This window comes from Chryseobacterium viscerum (assembly GCF_025949665.1).
GTDB lineage: Bacteria > Bacteroidota > Bacteroidia > Flavobacteriales > Weeksellaceae > Chryseobacterium > Chryseobacterium viscerum_A.
The window spans coordinates 526,755-550,149 of record NZ_JAPDFT010000002.1 but is presented as its reverse complement, the minus strand read 5'-3'; the positions used below and the strand labels follow the sequence as shown (position 1 = coordinate 550,149).

Annotated in this window: 29 protein-coding genes; 15 read left to right on the top strand and 14 right to left on the bottom strand. The window is 36.0% G+C overall.

Features of this window, described 5'->3' with window-relative positions:
• Positions 1-76: 76 nt before the first annotated feature.
• From OL225_RS16660 to OL225_RS16640, 5 genes are read left to right on the top strand one after another with little or no spacing between them, the layout of a single operon-like run.
• A complete protein-coding gene (locus OL225_RS16660; protein WP_264518975.1) occupies positions 77-1,399 on the top strand; it encodes a TolC family protein in 1,323 nt (440 codons plus the stop codon).
• A gap of 1 nt (position 1,400) precedes the next feature.
• Positions 1,401-1,994, top strand: a complete 594-nt coding sequence (locus OL225_RS16655; RefSeq protein ID WP_264518974.1) for a SprT-like domain-containing protein — start codon at positions 1,401-1,403, stop codon at positions 1,992-1,994.
• A 2-nt stretch (positions 1,995-1,996) separates the two neighbouring features.
• Positions 1,997-3,079: a mannose-1-phosphate guanylyltransferase gene (locus OL225_RS16650; protein ID WP_047375939.1), complete on the top strand. Its 1,083-nt coding sequence runs from the start codon at positions 1,997-1,999 to the stop codon at positions 3,077-3,079.
• Between the two features lie 32 nt (positions 3,080-3,111).
• Positions 3,112-3,774, top strand: a complete 663-nt coding sequence (locus OL225_RS16645; RefSeq protein WP_264518973.1) for a hypothetical protein — start codon at positions 3,112-3,114, stop codon at positions 3,772-3,774.
• Positions 3,743-4,276, top strand: coding sequence for a GNAT family N-acetyltransferase (locus OL225_RS16640; protein WP_047375943.1), 534 nt, complete (start codon positions 3,743-3,745; stop codon positions 4,274-4,276). The genes OL225_RS16645 and OL225_RS16640 overlap by 32 nt, the downstream gene beginning before the upstream one ends.
• A 79-nt stretch (positions 4,277-4,355) precedes the next feature.
• On the opposite strand, the gene bcp is transcribed toward OL225_RS16640, so the two are convergent.
• Complete coding sequence (gene bcp, locus OL225_RS16635; RefSeq protein WP_264518972.1) at positions 4,356-4,805, bottom strand: thioredoxin-dependent thiol peroxidase; 450 nt, start codon at positions 4,803-4,805, stop codon at positions 4,356-4,358.
• A gap of 33 nt (positions 4,806-4,838) precedes the next feature.
• On the opposite strand from bcp, the gene OL225_RS16630 reads away from it, so the two are divergent.
• From OL225_RS16630 to OL225_RS16605, 6 genes are all read left to right on the top strand, one after another.
• Positions 4,839-5,459 (top strand): endonuclease III domain-containing protein, encoded by a 621-nt coding sequence (locus OL225_RS16630; RefSeq protein WP_047375946.1) that lies wholly within the window; start codon positions 4,839-4,841, stop codon positions 5,457-5,459.
• Between the two features lie 306 nt (positions 5,460-5,765).
• Positions 5,766-6,545, top strand: a complete 780-nt coding sequence (locus OL225_RS16625; RefSeq protein WP_264518971.1) for a GLPGLI family protein — start codon at positions 5,766-5,768, stop codon at positions 6,543-6,545.
• Between the two features lie 23 nt (positions 6,546-6,568).
• Positions 6,569-8,194, top strand: a complete 1,626-nt coding sequence (locus OL225_RS16620; RefSeq protein WP_264518970.1) for a vitamin K epoxide reductase family protein — start codon at positions 6,569-6,571, stop codon at positions 8,192-8,194.
• A gap of 80 nt (positions 8,195-8,274) precedes the next feature.
• Positions 8,275-8,457: a TIGR04149 family rSAM-modified RiPP gene (locus OL225_RS16615; protein ID WP_047375950.1), complete on the top strand. Its 183-nt coding sequence runs from the start codon at positions 8,275-8,277 to the stop codon at positions 8,455-8,457.
• A 66-nt stretch (positions 8,458-8,523) separates the two neighbouring features.
• Positions 8,524-9,354 carry a DUF6625 family protein gene (locus tag OL225_RS16610; RefSeq protein WP_264518969.1) on the top strand — a complete coding sequence of 277 codons (831 nt, stop codon included), beginning with the start codon at positions 8,524-8,526 and terminating at the stop codon, positions 9,352-9,354.
• A 30-nt stretch (positions 9,355-9,384) separates the two neighbouring features.
• A complete protein-coding gene (locus tag OL225_RS16605) occupies positions 9,385-9,564 on the top strand; it encodes a TIGR04149 family rSAM-modified RiPP (protein ID WP_047375954.1) in 180 nt (59 codons plus the stop codon).
• A gap of 56 nt (positions 9,565-9,620) precedes the next feature.
• Here the strand turns inward: OL225_RS16605 and OL225_RS16600 are convergent, their stop codons facing one another.
• Genes OL225_RS16600 through OL225_RS16580 form a run of 5 tightly spaced genes read right to left on the bottom strand, consistent with a single transcriptional unit; the run spans position 9,621 to position 13,750 of the window.
• Entirely contained in the window at positions 9,621-10,238 is a 618-nt protein-coding gene (locus OL225_RS16600) for a hypothetical protein (protein WP_264518968.1), read from the bottom strand.
• A 40-nt stretch (positions 10,239-10,278) separates the two neighbouring features.
• On the bottom strand, positions 10,279-10,881 hold the full coding sequence (locus OL225_RS16595) for a hypothetical protein (RefSeq protein WP_047375957.1): 603 nt from the start codon (positions 10,879-10,881) through the stop codon (positions 10,279-10,281).
• A 54-nt stretch (positions 10,882-10,935) separates the two neighbouring features.
• Positions 10,936-11,382 (bottom strand): DinB family protein, encoded by a 447-nt coding sequence (locus tag OL225_RS16590; RefSeq protein ID WP_264518967.1) that lies wholly within the window; start codon positions 11,380-11,382, stop codon positions 10,936-10,938.
• Between the two features lie 7 nt (positions 11,383-11,389).
• On the bottom strand, positions 11,390-11,947 hold the full coding sequence (locus OL225_RS16585) for a hypothetical protein (protein ID WP_264518966.1): 558 nt from the start codon (positions 11,945-11,947) through the stop codon (positions 11,390-11,392).
• A gap of 6 nt (positions 11,948-11,953) precedes the next feature.
• Positions 11,954-13,750: a DUF885 domain-containing protein gene (locus OL225_RS16580; RefSeq protein ID WP_264518965.1), complete on the bottom strand. Its 1,797-nt coding sequence runs from the start codon at positions 13,748-13,750 to the stop codon at positions 11,954-11,956.
• Positions 13,751-13,919: 169 nt separating this feature from the next.
• Here OL225_RS16580 and OL225_RS16575 point away from each other — a divergent pair, with 169 nt between their 5' ends.
• From OL225_RS16575 to OL225_RS16560, 4 genes are all read left to right on the top strand, one after another.
• Positions 13,920-14,381, top strand: a complete 462-nt coding sequence (locus OL225_RS16575; protein ID WP_264518964.1) for a hypothetical protein — start codon at positions 13,920-13,922, stop codon at positions 14,379-14,381.
• Between the two features lie 174 nt (positions 14,382-14,555).
• Positions 14,556-15,260: a MotA/TolQ/ExbB proton channel family protein gene (locus OL225_RS16570; protein ID WP_047422081.1), complete on the top strand. Its 705-nt coding sequence runs from the start codon at positions 14,556-14,558 to the stop codon at positions 15,258-15,260.
• 12 nt (positions 15,261-15,272) lie between these two features.
• Positions 15,273-15,671, top strand: coding sequence for an ExbD/TolR family protein (locus OL225_RS16565; protein WP_047375968.1), 399 nt, complete (start codon positions 15,273-15,275; stop codon positions 15,669-15,671).
• A gap of 35 nt (positions 15,672-15,706) precedes the next feature.
• A complete protein-coding gene (locus tag OL225_RS16560) occupies positions 15,707-16,591 on the top strand; it encodes a ferric siderophore ABC transporter substrate-binding protein (protein ID WP_264518963.1) in 885 nt (294 codons plus the stop codon).
• A 14-nt stretch (positions 16,592-16,605) separates the two neighbouring features.
• Here the strand turns inward: OL225_RS16560 and OL225_RS16555 are convergent, their stop codons facing one another.
• The 8 genes from OL225_RS16555 to OL225_RS16520 form a co-directional block, all read right to left on the bottom strand.
• Positions 16,606-16,998, bottom strand: a complete 393-nt coding sequence (locus OL225_RS16555) for a hypothetical protein (RefSeq protein ID WP_126653003.1) — start codon at positions 16,996-16,998, stop codon at positions 16,606-16,608.
• A gap of 34 nt (positions 16,999-17,032) precedes the next feature.
• Complete coding sequence (locus tag OL225_RS16550; protein WP_264518962.1) at positions 17,033-17,398, bottom strand: four helix bundle protein; 366 nt, start codon at positions 17,396-17,398, stop codon at positions 17,033-17,035.
• Positions 17,399-17,447: 49 nt separating this feature from the next.
• Complete coding sequence (locus OL225_RS16545; protein WP_264518961.1) at positions 17,448-18,851, bottom strand: nucleoside recognition domain-containing protein; 1,404 nt, start codon at positions 18,849-18,851, stop codon at positions 17,448-17,450.
• 301 nt (positions 18,852-19,152) lie between these two features.
• The gene (locus tag OL225_RS16540) at positions 19,153-19,662 is read right to left on the bottom strand and encodes a DUF6973 domain-containing protein (RefSeq protein ID WP_047375975.1); all 510 of its coding nucleotides are present in this window, start codon (positions 19,660-19,662) and stop codon (positions 19,153-19,155) included.
• Positions 19,663-19,716: 54 nt separating this feature from the next.
• On the bottom strand, positions 19,717-20,571 hold the full coding sequence (accD, locus tag OL225_RS16535; RefSeq protein ID WP_027372091.1) for an acetyl-CoA carboxylase, carboxyltransferase subunit beta: 855 nt from the start codon (positions 20,569-20,571) through the stop codon (positions 19,717-19,719).
• 90 nt (positions 20,572-20,661) lie between these two features.
• Entirely contained in the window at positions 20,662-21,732 is a 1,071-nt protein-coding gene (fbaA, locus tag OL225_RS16530) for a class II fructose-bisphosphate aldolase (RefSeq protein ID WP_047375980.1), read from the bottom strand.
• Between the two features lie 70 nt (positions 21,733-21,802).
• The gene (locus tag OL225_RS16525; RefSeq protein WP_047375982.1) at positions 21,803-22,669 is read right to left on the bottom strand and encodes an NAD kinase; all 867 of its coding nucleotides are present in this window, start codon (positions 22,667-22,669) and stop codon (positions 21,803-21,805) included.
• Between the two features lies 1 nt (position 22,670).
• Positions 22,671-23,324, bottom strand: a complete 654-nt coding sequence (locus tag OL225_RS16520; RefSeq protein ID WP_264518960.1) for a CBS domain-containing protein — start codon at positions 23,322-23,324, stop codon at positions 22,671-22,673.
• Positions 23,325-23,395: the final 71 nt, after the last annotated feature.

Sequence of the window (23,395 nt, the reverse complement as noted above, 5' to 3'; positions counted from 1 at the left end):
TTGTAGATACAAATACTGAATGAAGATGACGTGATTCCATATGACCATTAAAAAAACAAATAAACATCTACATAATATGAAAAAAGTTTGGATTATCGTTTTTGGACTAAGCTGTCTGGGTTTAAGCGCTCAGAAGAAATGGTCCTTAAAAGAATGTGTAAGCTATGCAGTGGAGCATAATCTTCAGGTTATCCAAAATCAGTATAACAAACAAAATCAGGAATACAGCCTTAAAGCGGCCAAAAAAGAATATTTGCCTTCTGTATCGGGAAGTATGACGAATGGGGTGAGTTTCGGGCAAGGGTCATTAGGAGCCGGAAGCTTTAGAAACGATAGATTCAATAACAATGTTGGTCTGAGTGCTGATGTTTTGCTCTATAATAACGGGAGGTTAGAGAAGAATGTAAGAAAGGCCCAGTTTGATGTAGAAGCAAGTCAATATGACATTGAAACCATTAAAAATGATATCTCTCTTCAGATTGCTCAGCAATATCTGACTGCCCTGTTGAATAAAGAGATCGTTAAAATCTCTCAGAGTGCTGTGGGAAATGCTCAGAAACAGTTTGACAGAGCTAAAATCACGACTCAGGTTGGAACGACTGCTCAGACAGTCTTGGCAGAGGCTGAAGCTGCACTGGCAAGAGAAAAACAAAACCTTAAAACAGCAGAAGTCAACGTTGGACGTGCCTTGTTTGCCATCGCTCAGTTATTGCAGCTTTCAGATTATAAAGGTTTCGATGTGGAAGATGTAAATGTTCCGGAAAAACTTGATTTACAGCTTAATTCAGTGGATGAAGTGCTTACTACTGCGTATGAAATACAACCGCAGATCAAAGCAGCCGAAAGCAGAATAAGATCTGCAGAAGCGCAAACTGAGGTAAGCAAAACAGCGTTCTGGCCTACATTAACAGCGAGTGCGGGTCTTAATACTTTCTATAACAGACAGTTTGATCCTATGCCGGGTACTGTGCAGGGAACTTTTTTTGAACAATATAAAGATCAGTTTGGACAAAATGTAGGGTTATCCCTTAATATCCCTATCTTTAATAAAGGGAAAACAAAGCTTCAGGTAGAGCAGTCTAAAATAAACGAAAGTATAGCCAAGAATACGTTAGAACAACAGAAGCAGACAGTAAGACAAAATGTTCAGAAAGCTCAGTTTGATGCAGATGCCAATTATGAAAATTATCTGGCCGCTGTAGAAGCAGAAAAAAGCTCCAAACTAGCTCTTGATTTTGCTGACAAAAGTTATGCTGCAGGAAGATCTACGATCTATGACGTAAATGTGGCAAGAAATAATTATGCAAATGCACAGGGATCAGTAGCGCAGGCAAAATATAATTATCTTTTTAGTCTTAAATTATTGAATTTCTATGCAGGAATTCCATTAAGTTTGTAAAATGCCAATTCAATCATTAGAAAAATATTTACCTCAAAATAATACTCTTAAATATTTAAGAATCTGGTTTTCAGATTACTATATACACATAAAAGTTACAAGAAACAGGAATTCAAAACTGGGAGATTACAGAAGACTTCCGGATAATTCCCATGAAATAACGGTAAACTCCACGCTTACCCCACAGCTTTTTTTCTTTGTACTGACTCATGAGCTTGCACACCTGATTGCGTTTGAAAAATATGGACGAAAAATTTCTCCTCATGGCAACGAATGGAAAGAAACCTTCAGAAATATGCTTCTTGAAAGCCTTGAAATTTATGATGAAGAGCTAAAACCTATCATTGTAAAGTTTTCAAAATCACCCAAAGCAAACTTCATGGCAAGCCCTGATCTGGTAAGGTATTTTCATACTGAGAAACAAGATGATACTCTTCATTTTATCGAGGAACTTCAGAAGGGTGAGTTTTTTATATACCGCAACGAAAAGTATTTATTGGAAGGTCTAGTTAAAAAAAACTATCTTTGTAAGAACCTGGCTACTGGAAGGAAGTATTCTTTCAAGCCTTTAGCTAGGGTAGAAAAATGTAGCTAAGAATGTTAAAATCAGATAGATACTGCGTTATAATGGCGGGAGGAATCGGGAGCCGGTTCTGGCCGATGAGCACGCAGAAATTTCCAAAACAGTTTCAGGATATTTTAGGTACCGGGCGTACTATGATTCAGCAGACCTATGACAGAATCAGCAAGGTAATTCCTAAAGAGCAAATATTCGTGATTACGAATAAAGAATATGTGGCTCTTTCCCATCAACAGCTTCCGGAGATTCCTGAAGAAAATATTGTGGGTGAACCGCTTATGAAGAATACAGCTGCATGTAACCTGTATATGGCCAACAAGATTGCTGAGATCAATCCGGATGCAACAATGATTGTGCTTCCGGCAGATCATCTGATCCTTAAAGAGGACGTATTTTTGGAAAAAGTGGAGCTGGCATTTGAAGTAGCTTCAAAACATGATTATCTGGTAACATTAGGGATTACTCCCACAAGGCCTGATACTGGCTACGGTTACATTCAGTTTGTAGAAAAAAAAGGTTCTGATTATTTTAAAGTCAAGACATTTACAGAAAAACCAATCCTTGAAATTGCCCAGAGCTTCTTAGAAAGTGGTGATTTCCTTTGGAATGCGGGTATTTTTATATGGAGCGTAAAAAGTATTCATCATGCTTTTGACCTTTATCTTCCGGAAATGATGCAGCATTTTATGGCTTGTGAATACAATTCAGAAAAGGAAAACAGCTGTATTGAAACCATTTATCCAAAAGTTCAGAAAATCTCAATTGATAACGGAATTTTAGAAAAAGCAAAGAATGTATATGTGATTCCATCAGATTTGGGATGGAGTGACCTGGGAACATGGACTTCTGTCTACGAAAATACTGAAAAAGATAAAGACGGAAATGCAGTGAAATTAAAGCATTTGCTTTCCTATAATTCAAAAGGAAATATTATCCGTCTTAGAAATAACAACAAGGCGGTAATCATTGACGGTCTTGAAAACTACATTGTTGTAGATACTGATAAAGCACTTCTTATCTGCCCGCGAGATAATGACCAGCTTATAAAGGATTATGTCCTTGACTTAAAAAACTTTAAGAAAGGAGATAAGTTTATGTAATATTTGGTATATTTTCTGCTGATTTTTAAATTATGATAAAAGCTGCAACCCAATTTATAATTCTTACATTCTTACTTTTGGGAACCTTAGGATATTCTCAGGAGAAGAAAAAATTTTCAGGCATTCCGAATATTTTACAGCAGATCAACCCTGGCAATAGGGTAGACTCATGGATATTGGTATACAACAGCTATGGAAAAGGTGAAGAAATAAAAATTTCGGGTAAGGTGAATTATACTCCTCAGTTCTCCGGATTTAATCTTTTTCCCAGTGAAGACAGCTTTTATTATATAGCTTATTCAGAAGGTGGTAAAGTAAATTATGTTACCGATGTTGAGGGACTTAAGAAGTTCATAGACCGGATTGATAATGCTCAGGAAGCTGCTGTAATGCTGGCTGCTGAGGGATATATGGTAGATGAGGAGTTCAAGGACCTTGCAGGTAACTATCATGAAGACCAATCGAATTATTATCTGGACCTTGGAAAACTGACCTCAAAGGAATGTCCTTATCAGAAAACACATTATACTGTGACTGTAAATAAATCTACAGGTGCTGTAAGCAATGTAAAGGACAATGGAACCTATATTGAGCTTTACAATAAAAAATGTGCTAATAACCCGAGACTTTTAAAAATCGAAAAAAAAGAAGAACCAAAGAAAGATGAGTCCAAAAAAACACCCAAACGCAGATAATACTTATGAGACTGAACGACTAATACTTCGTCCGATGTCCAGTGAAGACAAAGATTTTGTCTTTGAACTTTATAACAGACCAAAATTTATTCAACATATCGGTAATCGTAATGTTAATAGCATTGAAGATGCCGAAAATTATATCCTGAACAGATTTGCTCCACAGATTGAAAGACTTGGATTCGGAAACTATCTTTTGGTAACTAAAGATGGAAACGAAAAAGTAGGTGCTGTAGGAATCTTCGAAAGAGAAGGGCTTGATATTGTAGATATCGGGTATTCTCTACTGGAAGAATTTGAAGGTAAAGGATATGCTTTTGAAGCAGCTCAGAAGGTCAAATCTATTGGGATGGATGAGTTTGGATTATCAAAAATATCTGCTATTATTTCAAAAGATAACGTTTCATCCCAAAAACTGATCGAAAAGTTGGGATTAAGATTTAAAAAATATGTAACTCTACCTGGAGAAACTGAAGAATTAAACTATTACGAAACAGAATAAATAACAATAAAAAACTTTCACAAATAATATTTTAAATAGTGTTATTTGTGAAAGCCTTTGTGATATTTGTGTTAAAAAATTAACCTTCCAGAATCTGCTCAGCGGCAGTCTTTGAAGTCACCTTTTCAATTACTCTTGTACAAATGCCATTTTCATCAAAAATAAAAGTGGTTCTTACAATTCCCATATAGGTTTTTCCAAATGTTTTTTTCTCTTGCCATACCCCGAACTTTTCGATGACATTACGGTTTTCGTCAGCAATAAGATCATAAGGGAAAGCAAATTTGCTGTGGAAATTCTTCTGTTTTTTTACAGAATCACCGCTTATTCCCAATAATTGAAATCCCGCTTTTTTAAGCTGAGTATAATTATCGCTCAGGTTGCAGGCTTCCACTGTGCAGGTGGGTGTATTCGCTTGTGGATAAAAGAAAACCACTAGTTTTTTTCCAATTAATTTTGATGAGGCTACTGTTTCTCCGTCTTGATTGAGTTCTTCAAATTCAGGTAATTTATCTCCAACTTTCAGCATAATGATTTAATTTTGTTCAAATTTAAGCGTTACATGACAAAAAAACAAAGAGCTGAGCTCGTTCAGATAGAACTGGATAAATTATATCCTACAACGCCTATTCCGTTAGATCACACCGATCCGTATACCTTGATGGTTGCTGTAGCACTTTCTGCACAAACCACAGATAAAAAAGTAAACCAGGTTACTCCCGACCTTTTTGCCGTTGCAGGAACGCCACAAAGAATGGCTAAGCTGGAAGAATTTGAAATCAAAGAACTGATCAAAGAAATAGGACTATCCAATACAAAGGCCAAAAACCTGAAAAGAATGGCTGAACTTCTGTTGGAAAGACACAATGGTATTGTTCCTCAGACTTATGAGGAACTGGAGGCCCTTCCGGGAGTAGGGCACAAAACAGCATCAGTAGTAATGAGCCAAGGGTTTGGGTTTCCTGCTTTCCCGGTAGATACACATATTCATCGTCTGATGACACAGTGGAAGCTTACCTCAGGAAAAAATGTGGTGGAAACAGAGCGTGATGCAAAGAGCTTATTTCCAGAAGAAGTATGGAATAAACTTCACCTTCAGATCATTTTCTATGGAAGAGAATATTCTCCGGCAAGAGGAAAAGGAGAGAAGGATTTTATTACAAAAATGATGTTTGAAAAATAAGGTTTAACATTATTTAAGATTTTTACAACTGTTTTTAGTTGACAATCGGGTCATATAAACACCATTTAGTGGTGTTTTTTTTTATTCCATAAATTAGTTTTTGCTGTTTTTTTTCACCGATAAAGGATATTTATAAATTTCTCTAAAAAAATATTTTTTTTGATAAAAAGATGTTATCTGTTTGATTTATAATATCATTTAGAGACAATAGTGTTGTTTTCAAATTTTTCTTTGCTGTAAATAATTTCAGAAGTATTGTATTTCCATAAAAAGAGATATATTTGGCTCAGTACCATGAAGACTTAAATGAAAAAAGTTAATCTTTTCGTTTTTTTTGTAGTTTTATTTTCCTGCACCTGTGCTGGGCAGGTTCATCGTTTTTACTATGAGCTTACGTATAAACCTTCTACAAAAAATAAAACCTTTAAGAAAGATCTTTTCTATCTGGACAGCCTTGATAAAGGATCCGTTTTCATGCGAAAGGAAAAATTCGAGTCAGACTCTCTATTGGCCGCACAGGCTTATTTACCCTTTTTATCATTGGAAACCATGAATTTTAAAGTGGTAAAAGACCTCGAAACTCCATCCGTTACTGTAAAAGATGATTTGTTCATAGGGACTGTTTCTTATAAAGAGCCCGTTGATATTCATTGGAAACTTTCATCAGAGAACAGAATCACAGGAAGACTGCATACACAAAAAGCAGAGGCAGATTATGGTGGTAGACATTGGATAGCCTGGTTTACTCAGGAGATTCCTGTTTTTGATGGTCCCTATATTTTTATGGGGCTTCCAGGGTTTATTGTAGAACTAAGCGATGCGGATAATGAATATCACTGGAAATTGGTGGGAAGTAAAAAAAATGTACGGGACAAGCTGTTCACCGAATCAATTATGGATGAGGCTGTGATGTCAAAAGAAGCCTACATTAAAAATAAAACAAACTTCATTAAAGATCCACTGTCTGTTCTAATGCAAAGTATGTCTGATGTCTCTAAAAATGAAGAGATGATGAGTAAAATGAATCATCAGGCCGAATCAATAAAAAAATATTACAGGGATAATGATAATACTATAGAGAGATAGTATAAATAACTCAAACTATAACCATGGAACTACGAAAAGAAATTAATGCAGTTTTTTTATATCTGAAATCAATTGATATAAAGATTGATAAGAATGATAAGAATGATTATATCTATCAGGTAGAATCTCACCCGGAAACGCCGAGTCTATTGGCTTTCAGTGATGCTCTTGGCTTTTTTGGTATTCCAAATGGGGCTTTTACAATTGGCTTTGAAGATTTTGATCATTTACCGGATACTTTTCTTACCATATTAGATGTAGGAAATAAACATTTGATTTTATCCTATATTGAAAAAAAGGGACAAAGCATTTTATATACTGATCATGAAGGAGTCCAAAAAAATATTCTCCTTTCTGAAATGCAAAGTTTATGGACAGGAGCAGTACTGGCTGCTGAAAATAATGGGGAGATCTCAAAATCAACTAATTCTTTTTATAACAAACTTTTACCAGCATTTATCTTTTGTGCAGTATTGGTGATATTATATTTTATCGGCGGGTGGTTTTTAAGTGGTTTTGGAGCGATTACCATGGTGGGCTTATTCTTATCCTTTGAAGCTATAAAAACAGAATTAGGGCTGGAGTCAGGCTTTTCTTCACAGTTTTGTGATGGTAGTGAGAAGTCAAGCTGCAGCCAGATCATCAATTCTGAAAAAGGGAAGATTGCAGGATTCAAATTGAGTGATCTCAGTGTTTTTCTTTTTGGAACCCAACTTTTTTCATTGCTTGTTTTCAATCAGGAGCTTATCAATAACTATTATTTTCTGATTGCCGTTTCTTTGCTGGCATGCATTCCATTTACCTTGTATTCTGTTTATTTTCAGATGAAAGTAGAGCAGAAATGGTGCCCGATATGTTTAAGCATTATTGGGGTAATCTATGCACAGCTTATTTATCTGGCGTTTAATACGACAGGAATTCTAAATAACATGAACCTTGATCTTTCAATAGTTTTGATTTTGGCTGCGGTAATAATTGCGTTTGCAGGAACTTACTTTTTAATTAAGAAATCTTTAATAAACTACGGAAAATTAAAGAAAGACGCGGAGTTTGACTCAAGATACATTAGGCATTATCCTTATTTCAAAAATATTCTGACAAGTACAGAACCTCTTGTTTTAAAAGCAGATCCTATCTTACTGGGGAATCCGAATGCTCCGGTAACCATTACTTTTATTACAAGCCCTTTATGTGGATACTGCAGAGAAGCGCATGATTTTTTGCAGAGAGTTTACAATCGATATAAAGATCAGGTTAACATCAAAATCAGGTTTAATATGACAGGAGTTGTAACAGCAGAAGTAGAAGAAATGCTGATTCAATTACTGAACATATACCAAACAAAAAACGAACAGAAATTTATTGAGGCTCTTCATGATTGGTATAGCCACCGAAATGCAGAAAAATGGCTGAAAAAATACAGTACTACCCTGGAAAACAGAACATTTTTATTGAATAAGCTGGTTTCTGTTTCTTATGAAAATTTACAGAATAACCTGTTTTTCACACCGCATTACTTTATCAACAATTATGCATATCCTGTAAGACTCAATAAAAAGTATATGGAAGTATTTATGCCAGATCTTATTGAAGATGAATGGAATGAACAGCTTGATTCTGTAAAAGAACTGGAAGTAGAATACAGATAACAGACGAAATTATTATAATAATTATACAAAGAGGAAGCCGAAAATCTAAAGAGTAGGCAAACAAATTAAAACAAATTTCTATGAAAAAATTACAAAAGTTGAGCTTAAATGCCATGAAAAACGAAATGAGCAGAAACGAAATGAGAGTTATCAAAGCTGGTTCTGGAGGTGAGCCGGGAACTTGTAACTGTAACTCACAATACTGCTATATGAACGGTATGAGAGCTGTATGTGGTGGTGGATGGCCGGCAAAATGCTGCTAGTCAAACAAAAATAATTTATATTTTTTCTGTAATTGCAATTCTGCAATTACAGAATTTTTTTAGCCTATGAAAACACCAAGTTTAGTTTTAATTACCTGCTGGTATGGTAAATATCCCTGGTATATGCCCTATTACCTGCATTCCTGTGCTTTTAATCCAAGTGTAGATTTTATCATTATTACGGATAATGCCGAACCGGTAAAAAATGTTCCTGATAATGTTAAAATAGTTCATAAAAGCCTGAATGATATCATTGATGAAACCTCAAATAAGCTCGGGTTTACAATTAATATTGATTATCCTTATAAATTGTGTGATTTTAAGCCGGCTTACGGCTTCATGTTCCCTGAATTGATAGAAGGATATGACTTCTGGGGACACTGCGATCTCGATCTTATTTATGGAGATATAAGAGCTTTTTTTACCAATGAATTTCTTGGCAGCTATGACTATATCAGCGTAAGAGATGATTATACTACCGGTTGTTTTGGACTGTACAGGAATAATGAACTGCTGAATACTTTTTTCAAAAGAAGTAAGGATTTTAAAAAGGTATTTTCTATGTCAGACCACTTCTGTTTTGATGAATGCAACTTTGTTTGGGATGATCTTGCAGAAGGAATGCCTATTTTTGAGATTGAAACTGAGATTGAAAGCTTTACCCATATCATGAAAAATGCTGAAAGAGACGGACTTCTCAGAACCCATTTTGACTTTATTCTGATGGAAGGCTACACTGGCAGAGTAAAGTTTGATAACGGAAAAATTATTTATAAAAATAAATATGAAGCCATTATGTTTCACATGTTCTGGCTTAAAAAAGTATACAACCCCGAAAAAGTACCTTCAAAAATCCCGAACACCTATAATGTAAGTCCTACTAGAATTTATTGGTAATCACGATAATTATTAATTAAAAAAAAGACCATGAAAAAATTACAAAAGATAAGTCTGAATGTTATGAAAAATAACATGAGCAGAAGTGAAATGAGAATTATTAAAGCAGGATCAGGTCCATCATCATGTAACTGCAAGTCTGCGGCCTGTGCATCAAGAGGAAATGAACTCGCATACTGCAGCTCTCCGGGTTATTATCAATGCTGTTAGATTCTTCTTTTAAAGTGAGAATATAGAAAGAGAGAACATGTTTTGTTCTCTCTTTTTTATTGAACTAATACCAATTGTTTGTATTTTTTCTGATAGAGCTGAAGGGTAATATCTGCAGTTTTAAAATAATGCTCAATATTTCCACTGATATTATTTTCTGCTGTGATGTCAGAATACCCAAAATCTTTCTGAACAGAAACAAAAGGATATAAAACCATTTTATGAGCTGTAAGCTGTGATAAAAAGTTATCTGCAGTATCTTCCGGGCCAAAATCAGCATTAAGAATCTGATCAAAAAAACGGCTGTATATCACCATGAATTGGGTACACCAGAAATGATTGATCCAAAATCTGTTTTCTGTAATAGGGACAACAAATCTAAAGCCTCCTCCAATACCTCCGGATAAGATATCGGCTCCCTGTTCATTAGATTCTATAATGTTTTCTATAAATGAATCCCTGCTATAATGTTTTGTAAAAACATGATCATCTTCTACAATGATAATGACATCATCCTCATTTTGAATCGCAATGTTTACTGTCTTTTTAATGCTTTCCCATAGTCCTATATTTCCTTTCTCGTGTACGCAGGCTTCTACAATACGGCAGTCAAATTCAGGTTTCCCATCAAATTCTTTTACAATACTTTCCCTTCGATCCTCCCTGTGTTTCATGTTAATAATATAAGTGGGGATCATTATATCTGAAAAATGATTATGACTCATAGCTGTAGTATTTTTTTATTTGAGAAAGCTCCTCCAGAAGATCTTCCGGATTTTCATTAAGGTTTTGAAAATCAATAGTATTTTCAAAGGAGTGCGTGTTTCCATCATTTTTATATAGAGAAATGAATGGGTGTATCAGAAAAACATCTTCCAGGTTTGATGACAGAAATACATCAAGAGGAATTTGATCATTACAATCATTTTGTAAGAAAAGTGGAAACGTTTTATTGAAAATAATAAAAAATTGTGCTCCTTTAAAACCGTCAATCCAAAAAATATGGTCAGCAACCTCAATAACTTTTTCAAAGCTTAAAACACCTCCAAGCAGTACATCTCCATCCAATTTTTTAACTTGATTAATACAATTCTGAATATATTCATCTGTGTAATAAGGACTGAAATGGTGTTGAGAAGTAGAAATGATCACATAGTCTTCTTCATGATTTCTTTTAATAACATTTTGTAGCGTACTTAAGAAGCTTTCCTGTTTATCAAGAAAAATAAATTCAGTTTCAAAATGTCTTTCTTCATATTGTTTAAAATCATTGGATGACTTTTCAGGATGAGAAGAGAAAACAAAAATTTTCTTCATAACATGATTGGGTTTCGGTGGGTTAATTAGTTTTTGTAAAAATAGGGAATGGCATTAATTATCCAACAGCCTTCTGTGATAATTAATCTGTCCCAAATGGTAATCCAGATGAGCAATAAGGTGGATCAGGAAGTAATCTGTGGTCATTTTGCTTTCAAACACAACCAGAGGATATTCTTTTTTAAGATCTTCTTCAGACAATTGTGGCAAAACGGAATCTATCATAGCTATAGTAGCTTCAATTTTTTCAATAAGCTCAGCTCTTGGGATATCTTTTAGTGAAAACTCCAGCTCACGGTGTCTTATATAGCCTGTATTTCCGAGTTGTGCTCCTATAAAATGATTGATGTTTCCGACTAAATGAAGACAGAGATTACCCGCAGAATTGGCTATACTTTTCTCTATTTTCCAGAGATTTTCTTCATTTTGATAGGCTTCAATCTCTGTTTTTAATTTATTCAAATCTCTGTTGAAAAGAGATCTTAGGCTTTCTGTGATCATATCAGTTTTATTGTATTATAGTTTTAAAATATCCTCTGAAGTGTTTATAAACCAAACTATCAATGTTGCATTTATAATCTATAAAGCCATAAATACTATCATTTTTGTTGAAAGTGTTGGTGTTTAAAATCAGTTTCTGTTCCGAAACTTTTGATTTTATGAATTTTTTTTCGCCTTTTAATGTTTTAGGATCAATATCTCTTATATAAAATTGATTATTGAATACCTTTACCAAAACTCCATTTCCAAAATATCCATTATTGTTGTTCAGTAAAATATTTAGAGTATCGTTCTGATATTGAGCTTTGCACTTATAGTCATCGAAAAGGAATGATCCTTTAAGAAGACCATCATAATAAAATGCTTTCTGAACAATATAAGCTGTTCTTGTTTTACTTTCAACAATTTCACTGTTATACAGCTTCAGCTCTGGATATTTGGAAAGCTGCCGAATTGTATCTTGAGTGGGTAAGTTTTGATCAACAGTAATTTTTTCAAAATTTTGATCCTTTTGACAGCTTAGGGTAGTCAATAAAATAACTGCGAAAAACAAAAATAGTTTCATATGAAACTATTTTTGTTTTTGAGCCCAAAGCTCCATTTTTCTGTTCAGAACATCCAAAGGAAGACATCCCTGGCTTAAAACTTCATCATGGAAGCTTGCCAGATTGAATTTGTTTCCAAGTTCTTTCTGATATTTTTCTCTCAGCTCACGAATTCTTAAAGAACCTATTTTGTAGCCTAAAGCCTGTCCCGGCATAGCCATATATCGCTCTACTTCTGCAGTGGCAGATCCTTCATCATAAGAAATGTTGCTTAAGAAATATTTGATGGCCTCTTCACGTGACATTTTTCCGGTATGAAGTCCTGTATCTACTACCAATCTTACAGCTCTCAGCATCTGATCACTCAGATATCCCATTTTCTGATAAGGATCCGTGTATAAACCGAATTCAGGGCCTAATGTTTCACAATAATGAGCCCATCCTTCACCATATGCTCCAAACCATCCGAATCTCATGAATTTAGGAAGTTTGGTGTTCTCCTGCTGTAAGGAAACCTGATAATGATGACCAGGGATCGCTTCATGAAGGAAAAGAGACTCCATTCCTGAAGTAACATTAAATTTCGTAGGATCCGGCAGCGGAACATAAAAAATACCCGCTCTTTTACCATCCGGAGTTCCCGGGATATATTCTGCACTGGCACTTGCCTCTCTGAATTTCTCCGTCTGTCTGATTTCAAACTTTGTTTTTGGAGTTACGTTAAACATCGTTTTCAGTTTCGGAGTAATCTTCGTCAGAATACCGTTGAAGGCATTTAAAACTTCCTTGGAGGTTTTATAAGGCATTGCCTTTGGATCCGTTTTTACAAAAGTGATAAACTCTTCCAATGTTCCGGTAAAACCAACCTGTTGCTTTACTTTTTCCATTTCTGCACGAAGCATAGCCACCTGCTGCAGTCCGATTTTATTGATCTCTTCAGGAGATTTCTTGGTAGTTGTCCAGCTTTTTACATAATAGCTGTAGATTTCATTTCCATTAGGAAGACTGTTATATCCGTCTGTATCTCTTGCTTTTGGAAGATAGTCTTTTTCTAAAAAGACTCCCATTTTGGTATAAGCCGGAATAATTTTTTTTGTAATCGCATCCTTATAAAGTGCTGAAAATTTGCCCTTCTGTTCCTGCGTGAAATTTTTCGGGAAGTTTTTTATCGGTCCGTAGAAAATGTTTTTTTCCATATCAGACGTTGTGATTTCCTCGGCTTTCATCTGAGGAATCATTTTGGTCACCAGTTTTTTAGGAAGTACCACTTTATTGTTAATTCCTTCACGGAAGTTATCTGCTGCTGCATCCATCCATTCCGGGAATTTTTCCATTCTCTTCAGCCAGTCGCTGTAATCTTTTTCGGTTTTGAAAGGCTGGCTGCCCTGTCCGCTTCCATACAACGGAAAAGTAAGAGGAAGTCCCCCAAATTGAGTAAAAGGAATATATTCCGGATGATAGGCATAGGCCTCAATTTTATCTTTTAAAGTATAATCCAGCACATCATACACCACTTTATCTTCATCAGAAAGAGTTTTGTAATCTACATGTTCCAGCTGTTTCTGTACAGAATTGTAGAACGCGACTTCTCCTGAGATAAAATCTTTGTCTATATTGATCGGTAGCTGGTCGTTATATCTTGTATCTCCCTGAGAAGTAGCATCTAAAGGATAGAGCTTAAGATACTGCTCATAATAGTTGGAAGCAATAGAATCCAGATTGCTGGGAGTCACTTTCGTAAGGGGAGAATCAGATTTTTTGCATGAAGCAAGACCGACTATCAATCCCAATCCTAGAATACTCTTCAATATAATGTTTTTCATTTTCAGAATCTTTATGAAAACAAAAGTAAGTATTATTGGGATATTCAGACTTATGGTATGAGGTGATTTTAAAAAATTATTTTCAAAATCCTTTCAACTTTAAATCAATTTTTTATCTTTGTCTAAAACGTTTAACAATCATATTATTACAGTTCTTTTTTAAGAAAAAATGAAAGGGATTTTAAAAATTTACCATCCGGAGGAGACGCTAAAATACAATATCAGAAATACTTATTGTAAGGCAGTTTACAGCAACCAACAACATTTTTTAGAGGTTGAAGTTATTACGGATGACAGTTTGGATCACGTAGATGATGATTCATTACAGTACAACTTTCCGCAGCTTTCACTTGAAGTTTTTGATTTTCCTATCGAATCAGCGGAAATAGAAGGAAAAACTATCACAATCAATGACTCTGATGAGGAAACCTACACAGAAGTAGATCTTTTCGATGACGAAGAGGCCTATATCTATGACAATGAGCTTCTTTTCGAAAAAAATGAAGAAGGAGAGCTTCAGGTCATCTGGAAGGGCACCATTGATGATTTCTATACCGGATCAGATACACCGATTCCTTTTAGATTAAAATGCGAATTCAGGCAGGATGATATTGAGGTAGACGAGGACTAACAAAAGTTTCTATCTTTTTTAATACCGTATTTCTTTTCAAAATTATTTTTGGAGAGAAATTTGCTATTGATAGAATTGTAACAAATTTTAAGTTGTTTTTAAGCAATTTTTAAGAGTTCAATTCATAATATTCTACTACATTTGTCGTTGAAAATTTAATAAAATTTACATTTAATGCTGTTAACGGAACTTTCTCAGATTTTATTTGCACAAATCGCTACACCTGCAGTTGCTGCAGACAACTTAGAGTTCTCATTCTGGAAAATTATGTTCCATGGAGGAGCGTTCGCTAAAATAGTGATGGTCACGGTATTGCTGTTGGGGATTTTTTCTCTATATCTGTTTTTTGAAAGATTCTTCTTTATCAAAAGGCTGACTTCAAAAACGGATTCCAACTTCATGAATAATATTGAAGACTTTATCAAAGCAGGAAAAATAGAGGCTGCGACAGATTATTGTAAAACACAAAATTCTCCTGAAGGCAGAATTTTAGAAAAAGGAATTTCAAGATTGGGACGCCCTGTTTCTGATATTGTAAGTGCTATGGAAGCACAGGCTCAGGTAGAGGTTGCCAATATGGAGAAAAACCTGAACCTTTTGGCTGTAGTGCCGAGTATTGCGCCAATGTTGGGGCTTTTGGGTACGGTAATCGGGATGATTATTGCTTTCTTTAATTTATCCCATGCTACAGGATCTTTCTCTCCGAAAACACTTTCAGAAGGTATTTATACCGCTTTGGGACAAACCGCTGTAGGTTTGGCTGTGGCAATTCCAGCTAACTTCTGCTACAATATCCTTTTGACAAGGATTGATAAATTTGTACTGAAGGCTCAGAATATGTCAGGAGAATTTTTAGACCTTATCAACAAACCTTTATAAATCTTTCTTAAGATGAAAATTCAGAGAAGAAATAAAGCAAACCCGGAATTCAGTTTAGCAGCGATGACAGATGTTATCCTGTTGATGCTGATTTTCTTTATGATCACATCTTCTGCAGCCAATCAAAGTGCTATTGATGTGAATCTGCCGAAAGCCGGAGCTGTTGACGATAATATACCCAATCCTGTGACGGTAAGCATCAAACCGGACGGTTCATTCTTTGTAGATGATAATCCTGTCAATAAAGGAGAATTGGAGAAGATGATTGTAGATAAATTGGCCGGTCAGACCAATCAATCATTCACAATCAGAGCTGACGAAAATACATTGCATAAGGATGTTGTTTTTGTGATGGAAATTGCTGAAAAACATAAATTTAACATTGCGATTGCAACTGTTAAAGATAAATAACAAATCCGGATTTCCGGAAAGAATTACTTTTTAAGATGAGAAGCTATACAGCAAACAGAAACGAAGAAAACAAAGATAGGATAAAGAGCGCTCTGCTTTCTGTTCTTATCTGGGCTGCTATTCTGCTTTTTGTTTTTTTGTATAAATTAAAACCTGAGCTTGATAAGGATCCTGAAGTAGTTACGACCATGCTGGTCAACTTCGGGGACAATAGAAACGGAAAAGGGATTGAGGAACCTGCCGAACAGCCGGGAAGTCTTGCAGCAGCAACAGAAGAAGTGACTCCTGAGCCTGCAGAAACACCTGTTCCGGAAACAAAAACCATTGTAAAACCAGAACCGACCCCTGAACCAAAGAAAGTAGAGACAAAGGAGAAGGTCATCACAGGAAATAATTCAAAAGCAACAGTTCCTAAAAAAGAGGAATCAAAAAAAGCTGTAAAAAAGGAAGCAACAAGTACCAGTGCTTCTAAAAATACTAAGAAATCCGGAGCTGCCACAGCCAATTCAAAAACAGGAAATGGAGACGGAAAAGGGAATGCCGCTATTGGAAACCTGATCAAAGGAAGAGGAACAAAAGCCGGAAGCCAGGGAACAGGAGAAGGTATAGGGAATGCGGGAGATCCTTTAGGAGGAGATGGAAATGGAGACAGCAAAGTAGGAATCGACAGAAAGCTGGTTGGATATATTCCCGGAACAATGGGAAGAGGTGGAGCACAGCCGTCTCACAGCTGTACGGCAAGCGGATCAATTACCATTGCCTATACTGTGGATAAAGCGGGTAATGTGGTGTCTGCAAGAAGATTAGGAGGTGTTTCAGATCCTTGTGTATCATCCACATCAGTAGCCTGGGTAAAGAAATATGTAAAGGCAGAGAAAGCCAGTACTTCTTCTACCGGAACTTATAAAATTACATTCTAAAATACAAAAGCACTTTATTCAAGTGCTTTTTTTAATTCATTTATTCTGTTAATAACTGGAAGCGCAAAAATACCGCTGGTCTGGAGATACAGCTCATAGAAAGTCTTTGCTTTATCCTGAAAATCTTTGTTCTGATCATGTCTGCTGTTGAAATAGAAAAGATTTCCCAGCATTTCATAATAATCTTTGTGATCTCTTTCCTGTCTTTCATTAACAATAGCAATTATTTCTTCCTTGGTTTTAGAAGAAACTTCTGTGAAACTCATCTTGAAAATGTCTCTCATCAACGTATCAAAATCCAGTTCTTTCTGCATTAAACTTTCTTCAGGTTTATCGAGAATCAGTTTTTCCAATGCCTGGGTTAATTGGCGGATGAGTCTTAGGGTGAATTCTTTATCTGTAATCATAATGGATAGTTTTGTTGCTGGTTGCTGGTTTTGATTAGGTTCGCCAGCTTAGTTGGACGTATTTTATAAAGTTATTGATTTTTCCTCCTAAGAGTTTGTATTGTTCTGATTTTTCTTTAAAGTCTGAGCTTAAATCCGGATATAGACGGTTGATTTTTGACAAGTGACAAACTGTTTCGTCACAACTTGCCTGAGAGTAAGTAAGAAATCTGATAAAGTCACCTTTGTAATTGTTTCTTCCATAACCTTCTGCAATGTTCGTAACAACGGAATCTGCAGAACGTCTCAATTGGCTTCCTAGTTCATATAATTCATAGTTGGGTAGTTTGAGCGATAATTTATGTGTTTCAATAAACAATTCAAAAGCAATATTATAAATATCAAGTTTTTCGTAGCTCATTAATATCTTTTTTTACGGTTAAAAAAACTAGAAACCAGCAACTTTTTAATTAAGCAAAAAATAAATAAGCTAACGCAATTGCAGTAATAACACCGACTAAATCAGCCAAAAGCATGGCGATTACCGTGTATCTTGTATTCTTAACGGCAACGGCGCCAAAATAGACTGCGATTACGTAAAACGTAGTATCAGAGCTCCCCTGAAGAACTGCTGCCAATTTCCCCTGGAAACTGTCGGCTCCGAACGTTGCCATTGTATCCACCATCATTCCTCTGGCTCCGGAACCGGATAAAGGCTTGATTAAAGCTGTCGGAAGCCCGTCTACGAATCTTGGATCCATATTCGCGACATTCGCAACCCATTTCATTCCGTCAATGATCACATCAAAAACTCCTGAAGTCCTTAATAATGAAATCGCGATCAGCATCCCAACCAGGTAAGGAATAATCTTAATACAAGTAGTGAATCCTTCTTTTGCTCCTTCAATAAAGGAATCAAAAACATTGATTTTCTTGTAAACGGCTCCAAGCACAATAGCCAGGAAAATGAAAAGGATTAAACCATTGCTTAGTACTTTACTGAAGTCATCCAACTGATCTTTACTCAGCTGTACAAGGTATACTACCAATAAAGCAATAACTGCTGAAATTCCCCCTACATAAGCAATAACTACAGGGCGAAGCAGATTGATCTTCTGATAGAGAGAAACAATGATCATTGCTGCCAAAGTAGCCGCGAAAGTAGCAATCATACATGGCAGAAAAATATCAGTAGGTGTCTTTGATCCCATAGATGCTCTGATAGCAATAATCGAGACGGGAATCAAAGTCATTCCTCCGGCGTGGAGACACAGGAACATGATCTGTGAATTACTGGCTGTGTCTTTATTGGGATTTAAAGTCTGGAGGCTTTCCATTGCTTTTAACCCAAAAGGAGTTGCTGCATTATCCAGTCCCAGAAGATTGGCACTGAAATTCATCAGCATATGCCCAAATGCGGGATGGTTTTTAGGAATATCAGGAAATAGCTTAGAGAAAAATGGTTGAATCAGACGGCTTAAAAGATTGATTCCCCCTGCCTTTTCTGCAATACTCATGAATCCCATGAATAAGGTCATGATCCCGATAAGGCCAAGACAGATCTTCACTGCTGTTTCAGATGTTCCGATCACTCCATCTGCTTCCTGAACACGATAAACATTTACATTTTGTTTTAAAGAATCTGTTTTATAGTGAATTCTGCTGTCTGCAAAATCATTCTTTTTCATCAGGCTGTCTCTTACAACGGGGGAGAGGCTGTTCATTGGCTGGGATGCAATCTTCACCGTATCACCTCCTTTTCCTACTACCATATCATTGAAAATGGTTTTGTAATGACCTGACGAAACGTATTTTATACTGGCAATGGCAATGGCAATGATAATGAAAGCCGACCAAATTCTGCTGAGAACCATCTGATTGATTTAATTGTTTAAACTTATCAAAAATACTTTAAACCACAAAAATAACTAAAGCCTTTTGTTATTCTGTTGCGAAATAGAATTAATGATAGCTTCAGACCTTAAAGCCATTTTAACGCAATGCACGCAAAGGTTTTTAATGATGAAGTTTGATTTTTTCGTTCGCGAAGGCGTTCGCACTAAGCAAAGAGAATTTAAATTAGAGAACATTGCTGAATGAAATGCCCTTGCGAGCAAAAAATATGCGTCAAGCTTTTAGATTTTCCTTGCGATCCTTAGCGTTTAAATAGAAGAATTACTCTTCCAGATAAACAAGATGTCCCTCAAAATTGTCATTCAGATTTTTAAGAACTTTGGCATCATCCATTTTTTTGACCAATGACTCTACAAAAAAGCTTTTTTCAAAAAACTGGCGGTGAATTCCGGGTAAGAGTTCCATGAAGTAATCCATTCCGATTTTGTTATTATGGAGATCCATTTTGGTTTCCAAAGGCTCGTTCGGGAATAGTTCTTCATGCATATCTGTTATTCTTTTGCAGAAATCAAGCGCTTTTTTAGGAGAAGATACCTTGCAGCAGTACATCATAATGAAACAGCACCAGAGAGCGTGTCTGAAAGCATTTCCAATTCCATTGTTGGAGGCAGTTTCAGGGAATTTTTTCTGAGCAATGGTAAATGCCTTTACGGTGGCATGAAAGCTCAACAGGGCAAAAAGAGGATGGGGAAGGACAAGTGATAAAAGACGTATAATCTTTTTGAAACTCATACTTCTGATGGTATTGAAAAATATCTTAAAGGTCCTCATAAATAAAAATCTCTCCCTAATTAGAGAGAGATTGTATTGTTTTTGTTACAGATACTATGCTTTTACAGCTAATAAATTAACTGTTTTAGCCACAGTATCCTGAATTTCAGTTCTTTTTACGATGAAATCTACAAATCCTTTTTCCTGTAAGAATTCTGATGTCTGGAATCCTTCCGGTAAATCTCTACCGATTGTTTCACGGATTACTCTTGGTCCTGCGAAACCGATCAATGCTCCCGGTTCTGCCATGATGATATCAGCAGTCATTGCGAAAGAAGCTGTGATTCCTCCGAATGTAGGGTCACAAAGATAAGCGATGTATAAAAGTCCTGCCTCAGAAAGCTGAGCCAATTTAGCCTGAACTTTTGCCAGCTGCATCAAAGAGTAAGTGGCTTCCTGCATTCTTGCACCTCCGGACTGACAGATAATCATATACGGAAGTTTGTGCTGGATACAGTAATCTACTGCTCTTCTGATCTTTTCTCCCATTACAGAACCCAAAGATCCACCGATGAAAGCAAAATCCATACAAGAAACTACCATTTCAGTTCCTTTTACAGTTCCTACAGCATTTCTGATAGAATCAGTAAGCTTGGTCTTAGCTTTTACTTCTTTCAGACGGTCTTTGTAAGGCTTTGTATCTTTGAAGTTTAAGATATCAATACTTTCAACATTGGCATCCAGTTCGGTAAATTTACCACCGTCAAAAAGGATGTCAAAAAATTCCGCACTTCCTATTCTTACATGAAATCCGTCTTCAGGAGAAACATAGTTATTTCTCTTTAGTTCATCATGTTCCACAACTTTTCCGGATGGAGTCTGATGCCACAGGCCTTTGGGAACGTCCTTTTTTTCATCAGTAGAAGTGGTAATGTTTTTTGCTTTTCTTTTAAACCAGTCGAATGCCATTTTTGCTTGTATTAATGTATAAATGTAAAATGTACCAATGTAAATGTATTCCTCATGAATACTCTTTACATTGGTACAAATGTACAGTTCTTATTTTAAAGTATTTACGTTATTTAAATCTTCAAATGCTTTCACCAATCTTGTAGAGAATGTATCTTCACCTTTTCTTACCCAAACTCTTGGGTCATAGAATTTTTTGTTAGGTTTTTCCTCTCCTTCAGGGTTTCCGATTTGAGTTCTTAAATAATCAATATTGTTTACCATGTAATCTCTAACGCCTTCTGTATATGCAAACTGAAGGTCAGTATCGATATTCATTTTGATAACTCCGTAGTCGATAGCTTCTCTGATTTCTTCTAAAGTAGATCCAGAACCTCCGTGGAATACAAAGTTAACAGGTTTAGCAGCCGTTCCGAATTTCTCCTGAACATATTTCTGAGAATTGTCAAGGATTTTTGGAGTAAGAACTACGTTTCCTGGCTTGTAAACTCCATGTACGTTACCGAAAGCCGCAGCAATGGTAAAGTTGTCAGAAATAGCTTTTAGTTTTTCATAAGTGTAAGCTATATCTTCAGGCTGAGTATATAATTTTGAGTTATCAACGTCTGAGTTGTCAACACCGTCTTCTTCACCTCCTGTTACTCCGATTTCTACTTCAAGAGTCATCTGAAGCTTAGCCATTCTTTCGAAATACTGAGCTGAAATCTCAAGGTTTTCTTCTAAAGACTCTTCAGAAAGGTCTAACATGTGAGAAGAGTAAAGAGATTTTCCTGTCTGCTTGAAGAATTCTTCGTTAGCATCCATCAATCCGTCGATCCAAGGAAGTAATTTCTTTGCACAGTGGTCTGTGTGTAGTATTACTGTTGCTCCGTAAGCTTCTGCAAGAGTGTGAATATGTTTTGCTCCAGCAATTGCTCCTAAGATTGCAGACTTTTGTCCGTCATTGCTTAATCCTTTCCCTGCGTTAAAAGCAGCTCCACCATTTGAAAACTGAATAATTACAGGAGAGTTCAATTTCGCTGCAGTTTCCATCACAGCGTTTACATTGCTTGATCCAATTACGTTTACTGCAGGTAATGCAAACTTGTTTTCTTTAGCATACTGAAAAATATCAGTAACTAACTGACCTGTGGCAACTCCTGCCGGAAAAATTCTGCTCATGTTTTACTTTTTATTATAAATTTATTAGGTGTTTTAATTTCGTGTAAAGGTAATCATTTTTAAGAAATGACTAATTTCTTTTATCTCTTCCCCAAAGTAGCTTCTGACGGATCGTTTCATAGAAACTTAAACTGTTGGGCTGTACCAGAAGAAGCTGGAATGCTGCCTTTTTGATGATAATTTCCTTATCGGTTTCTATATGTATCAGTCGGGAGTCAAGGGAAAGCGAATATTGAGGAACACGGCTTTCTACCCTGAATTTTATTTCTACTTTGTCATTTACTACTAAAGGTCTCACGTTCAGATTGTGAGGGGCAATGGGAGTAATGACAAAATTTTCGTTGTTTGGAGAAATGATGGGTCCTCCGCAGCTCAAAGAGTAGGCGGTAGAACCGGTGGGAGTGGAAATAATAACACCATCACCCCAGAATACATTCAGAAACTCATCATTGATGTAAGAATCTACCGTAATCATTGAGGTTGTCTCTTTTCTTGAAACGGTAACGTCGTTCAGGGCATAAGGAAAAGATCCTTCAAGCTTTGGAGAAACGACTTCAATGACCGAACGGCGGCTCGTCTTCACATTTCCTTTTAAAATGGAATCAAGTTCTTTAAAAGCTTCCTCTTTAGTGAAAAAAGCCAAAAAACCAAGTCTTCCGGTATTCACTCCTACGACAGGAATCTCAAGATCTTCAATGAACGTTAAAGAATTTACAATGGTTCCGTCTCCACCGAAAGTAAAAAACAGATCAACTTCCTTATCGAGAAGATCCTGCTTACAGTTGAAAGTTTCAAAAATTTTTGAGAACTGAAGCGCTTCAGCCATTTCATCATACAGAACAGATTTTACATCTCTGGCTTCAAGTTCAGAGATAAACTTGCTTAAATATAAAAAAGTATCAAGATCTTTTTTCTGAGAATATATGGCTGCCTTCATGTTATATTTCTATGAATTTTTGTAAAAAACCAAATCGGTCTTTAAACAGATCGGATTTCTCATCAGAATAATATTTTTCAACAATTCTGTAGTCATACCGGTCAAATGTAGAGTCTATCGAGGCCAGGTTTTCATTGCTGATCTTAATTGTGATTTGGACCACTTCTTCAGACATAAAGCTTATAAACCCTCCATAAAACTTCGAGTTGTTGCTTTCTACGATATTGGTAATTTCCGTCATAGAATATTTTCTGGCAGGAGTTTCTACAGTAAGAATAGCTCCTGTTTCTGAAAATAAAGGATAACGGGAAAGGTCCTGAAAAACATCTTCACAGGTAATATACCCCAGATATTTTTCGTTTTTATTAATCACCGGGATCACATTGCTGCTGAAGGTATAAAACAGACGGATACTGTCCATTATATTACTGTCTTCCAGGATAGCGAACCGTTCAATCTGGTGTTCAAGATCTTTCAAAGCTCCCCCATCTTCTTCATACAAAAAGTCCATTGCAAGAGCTCCGTAGAAGTGGTGGGATTTTTTGATGAAAACATGAGAATATCCAAAATCTTCCAACATATTTCTGGCCGACTCTATGGAGTCAGACAGGCTAAAACATGGAAAGTCTTTTGAGATATAGTCCTTGATAAACATTGTGCTAATTTATAAAAAATTAAATGAAACTTTTTCTGAAAACCCGACTTTTTTTAAGCTGAAACAAAAAA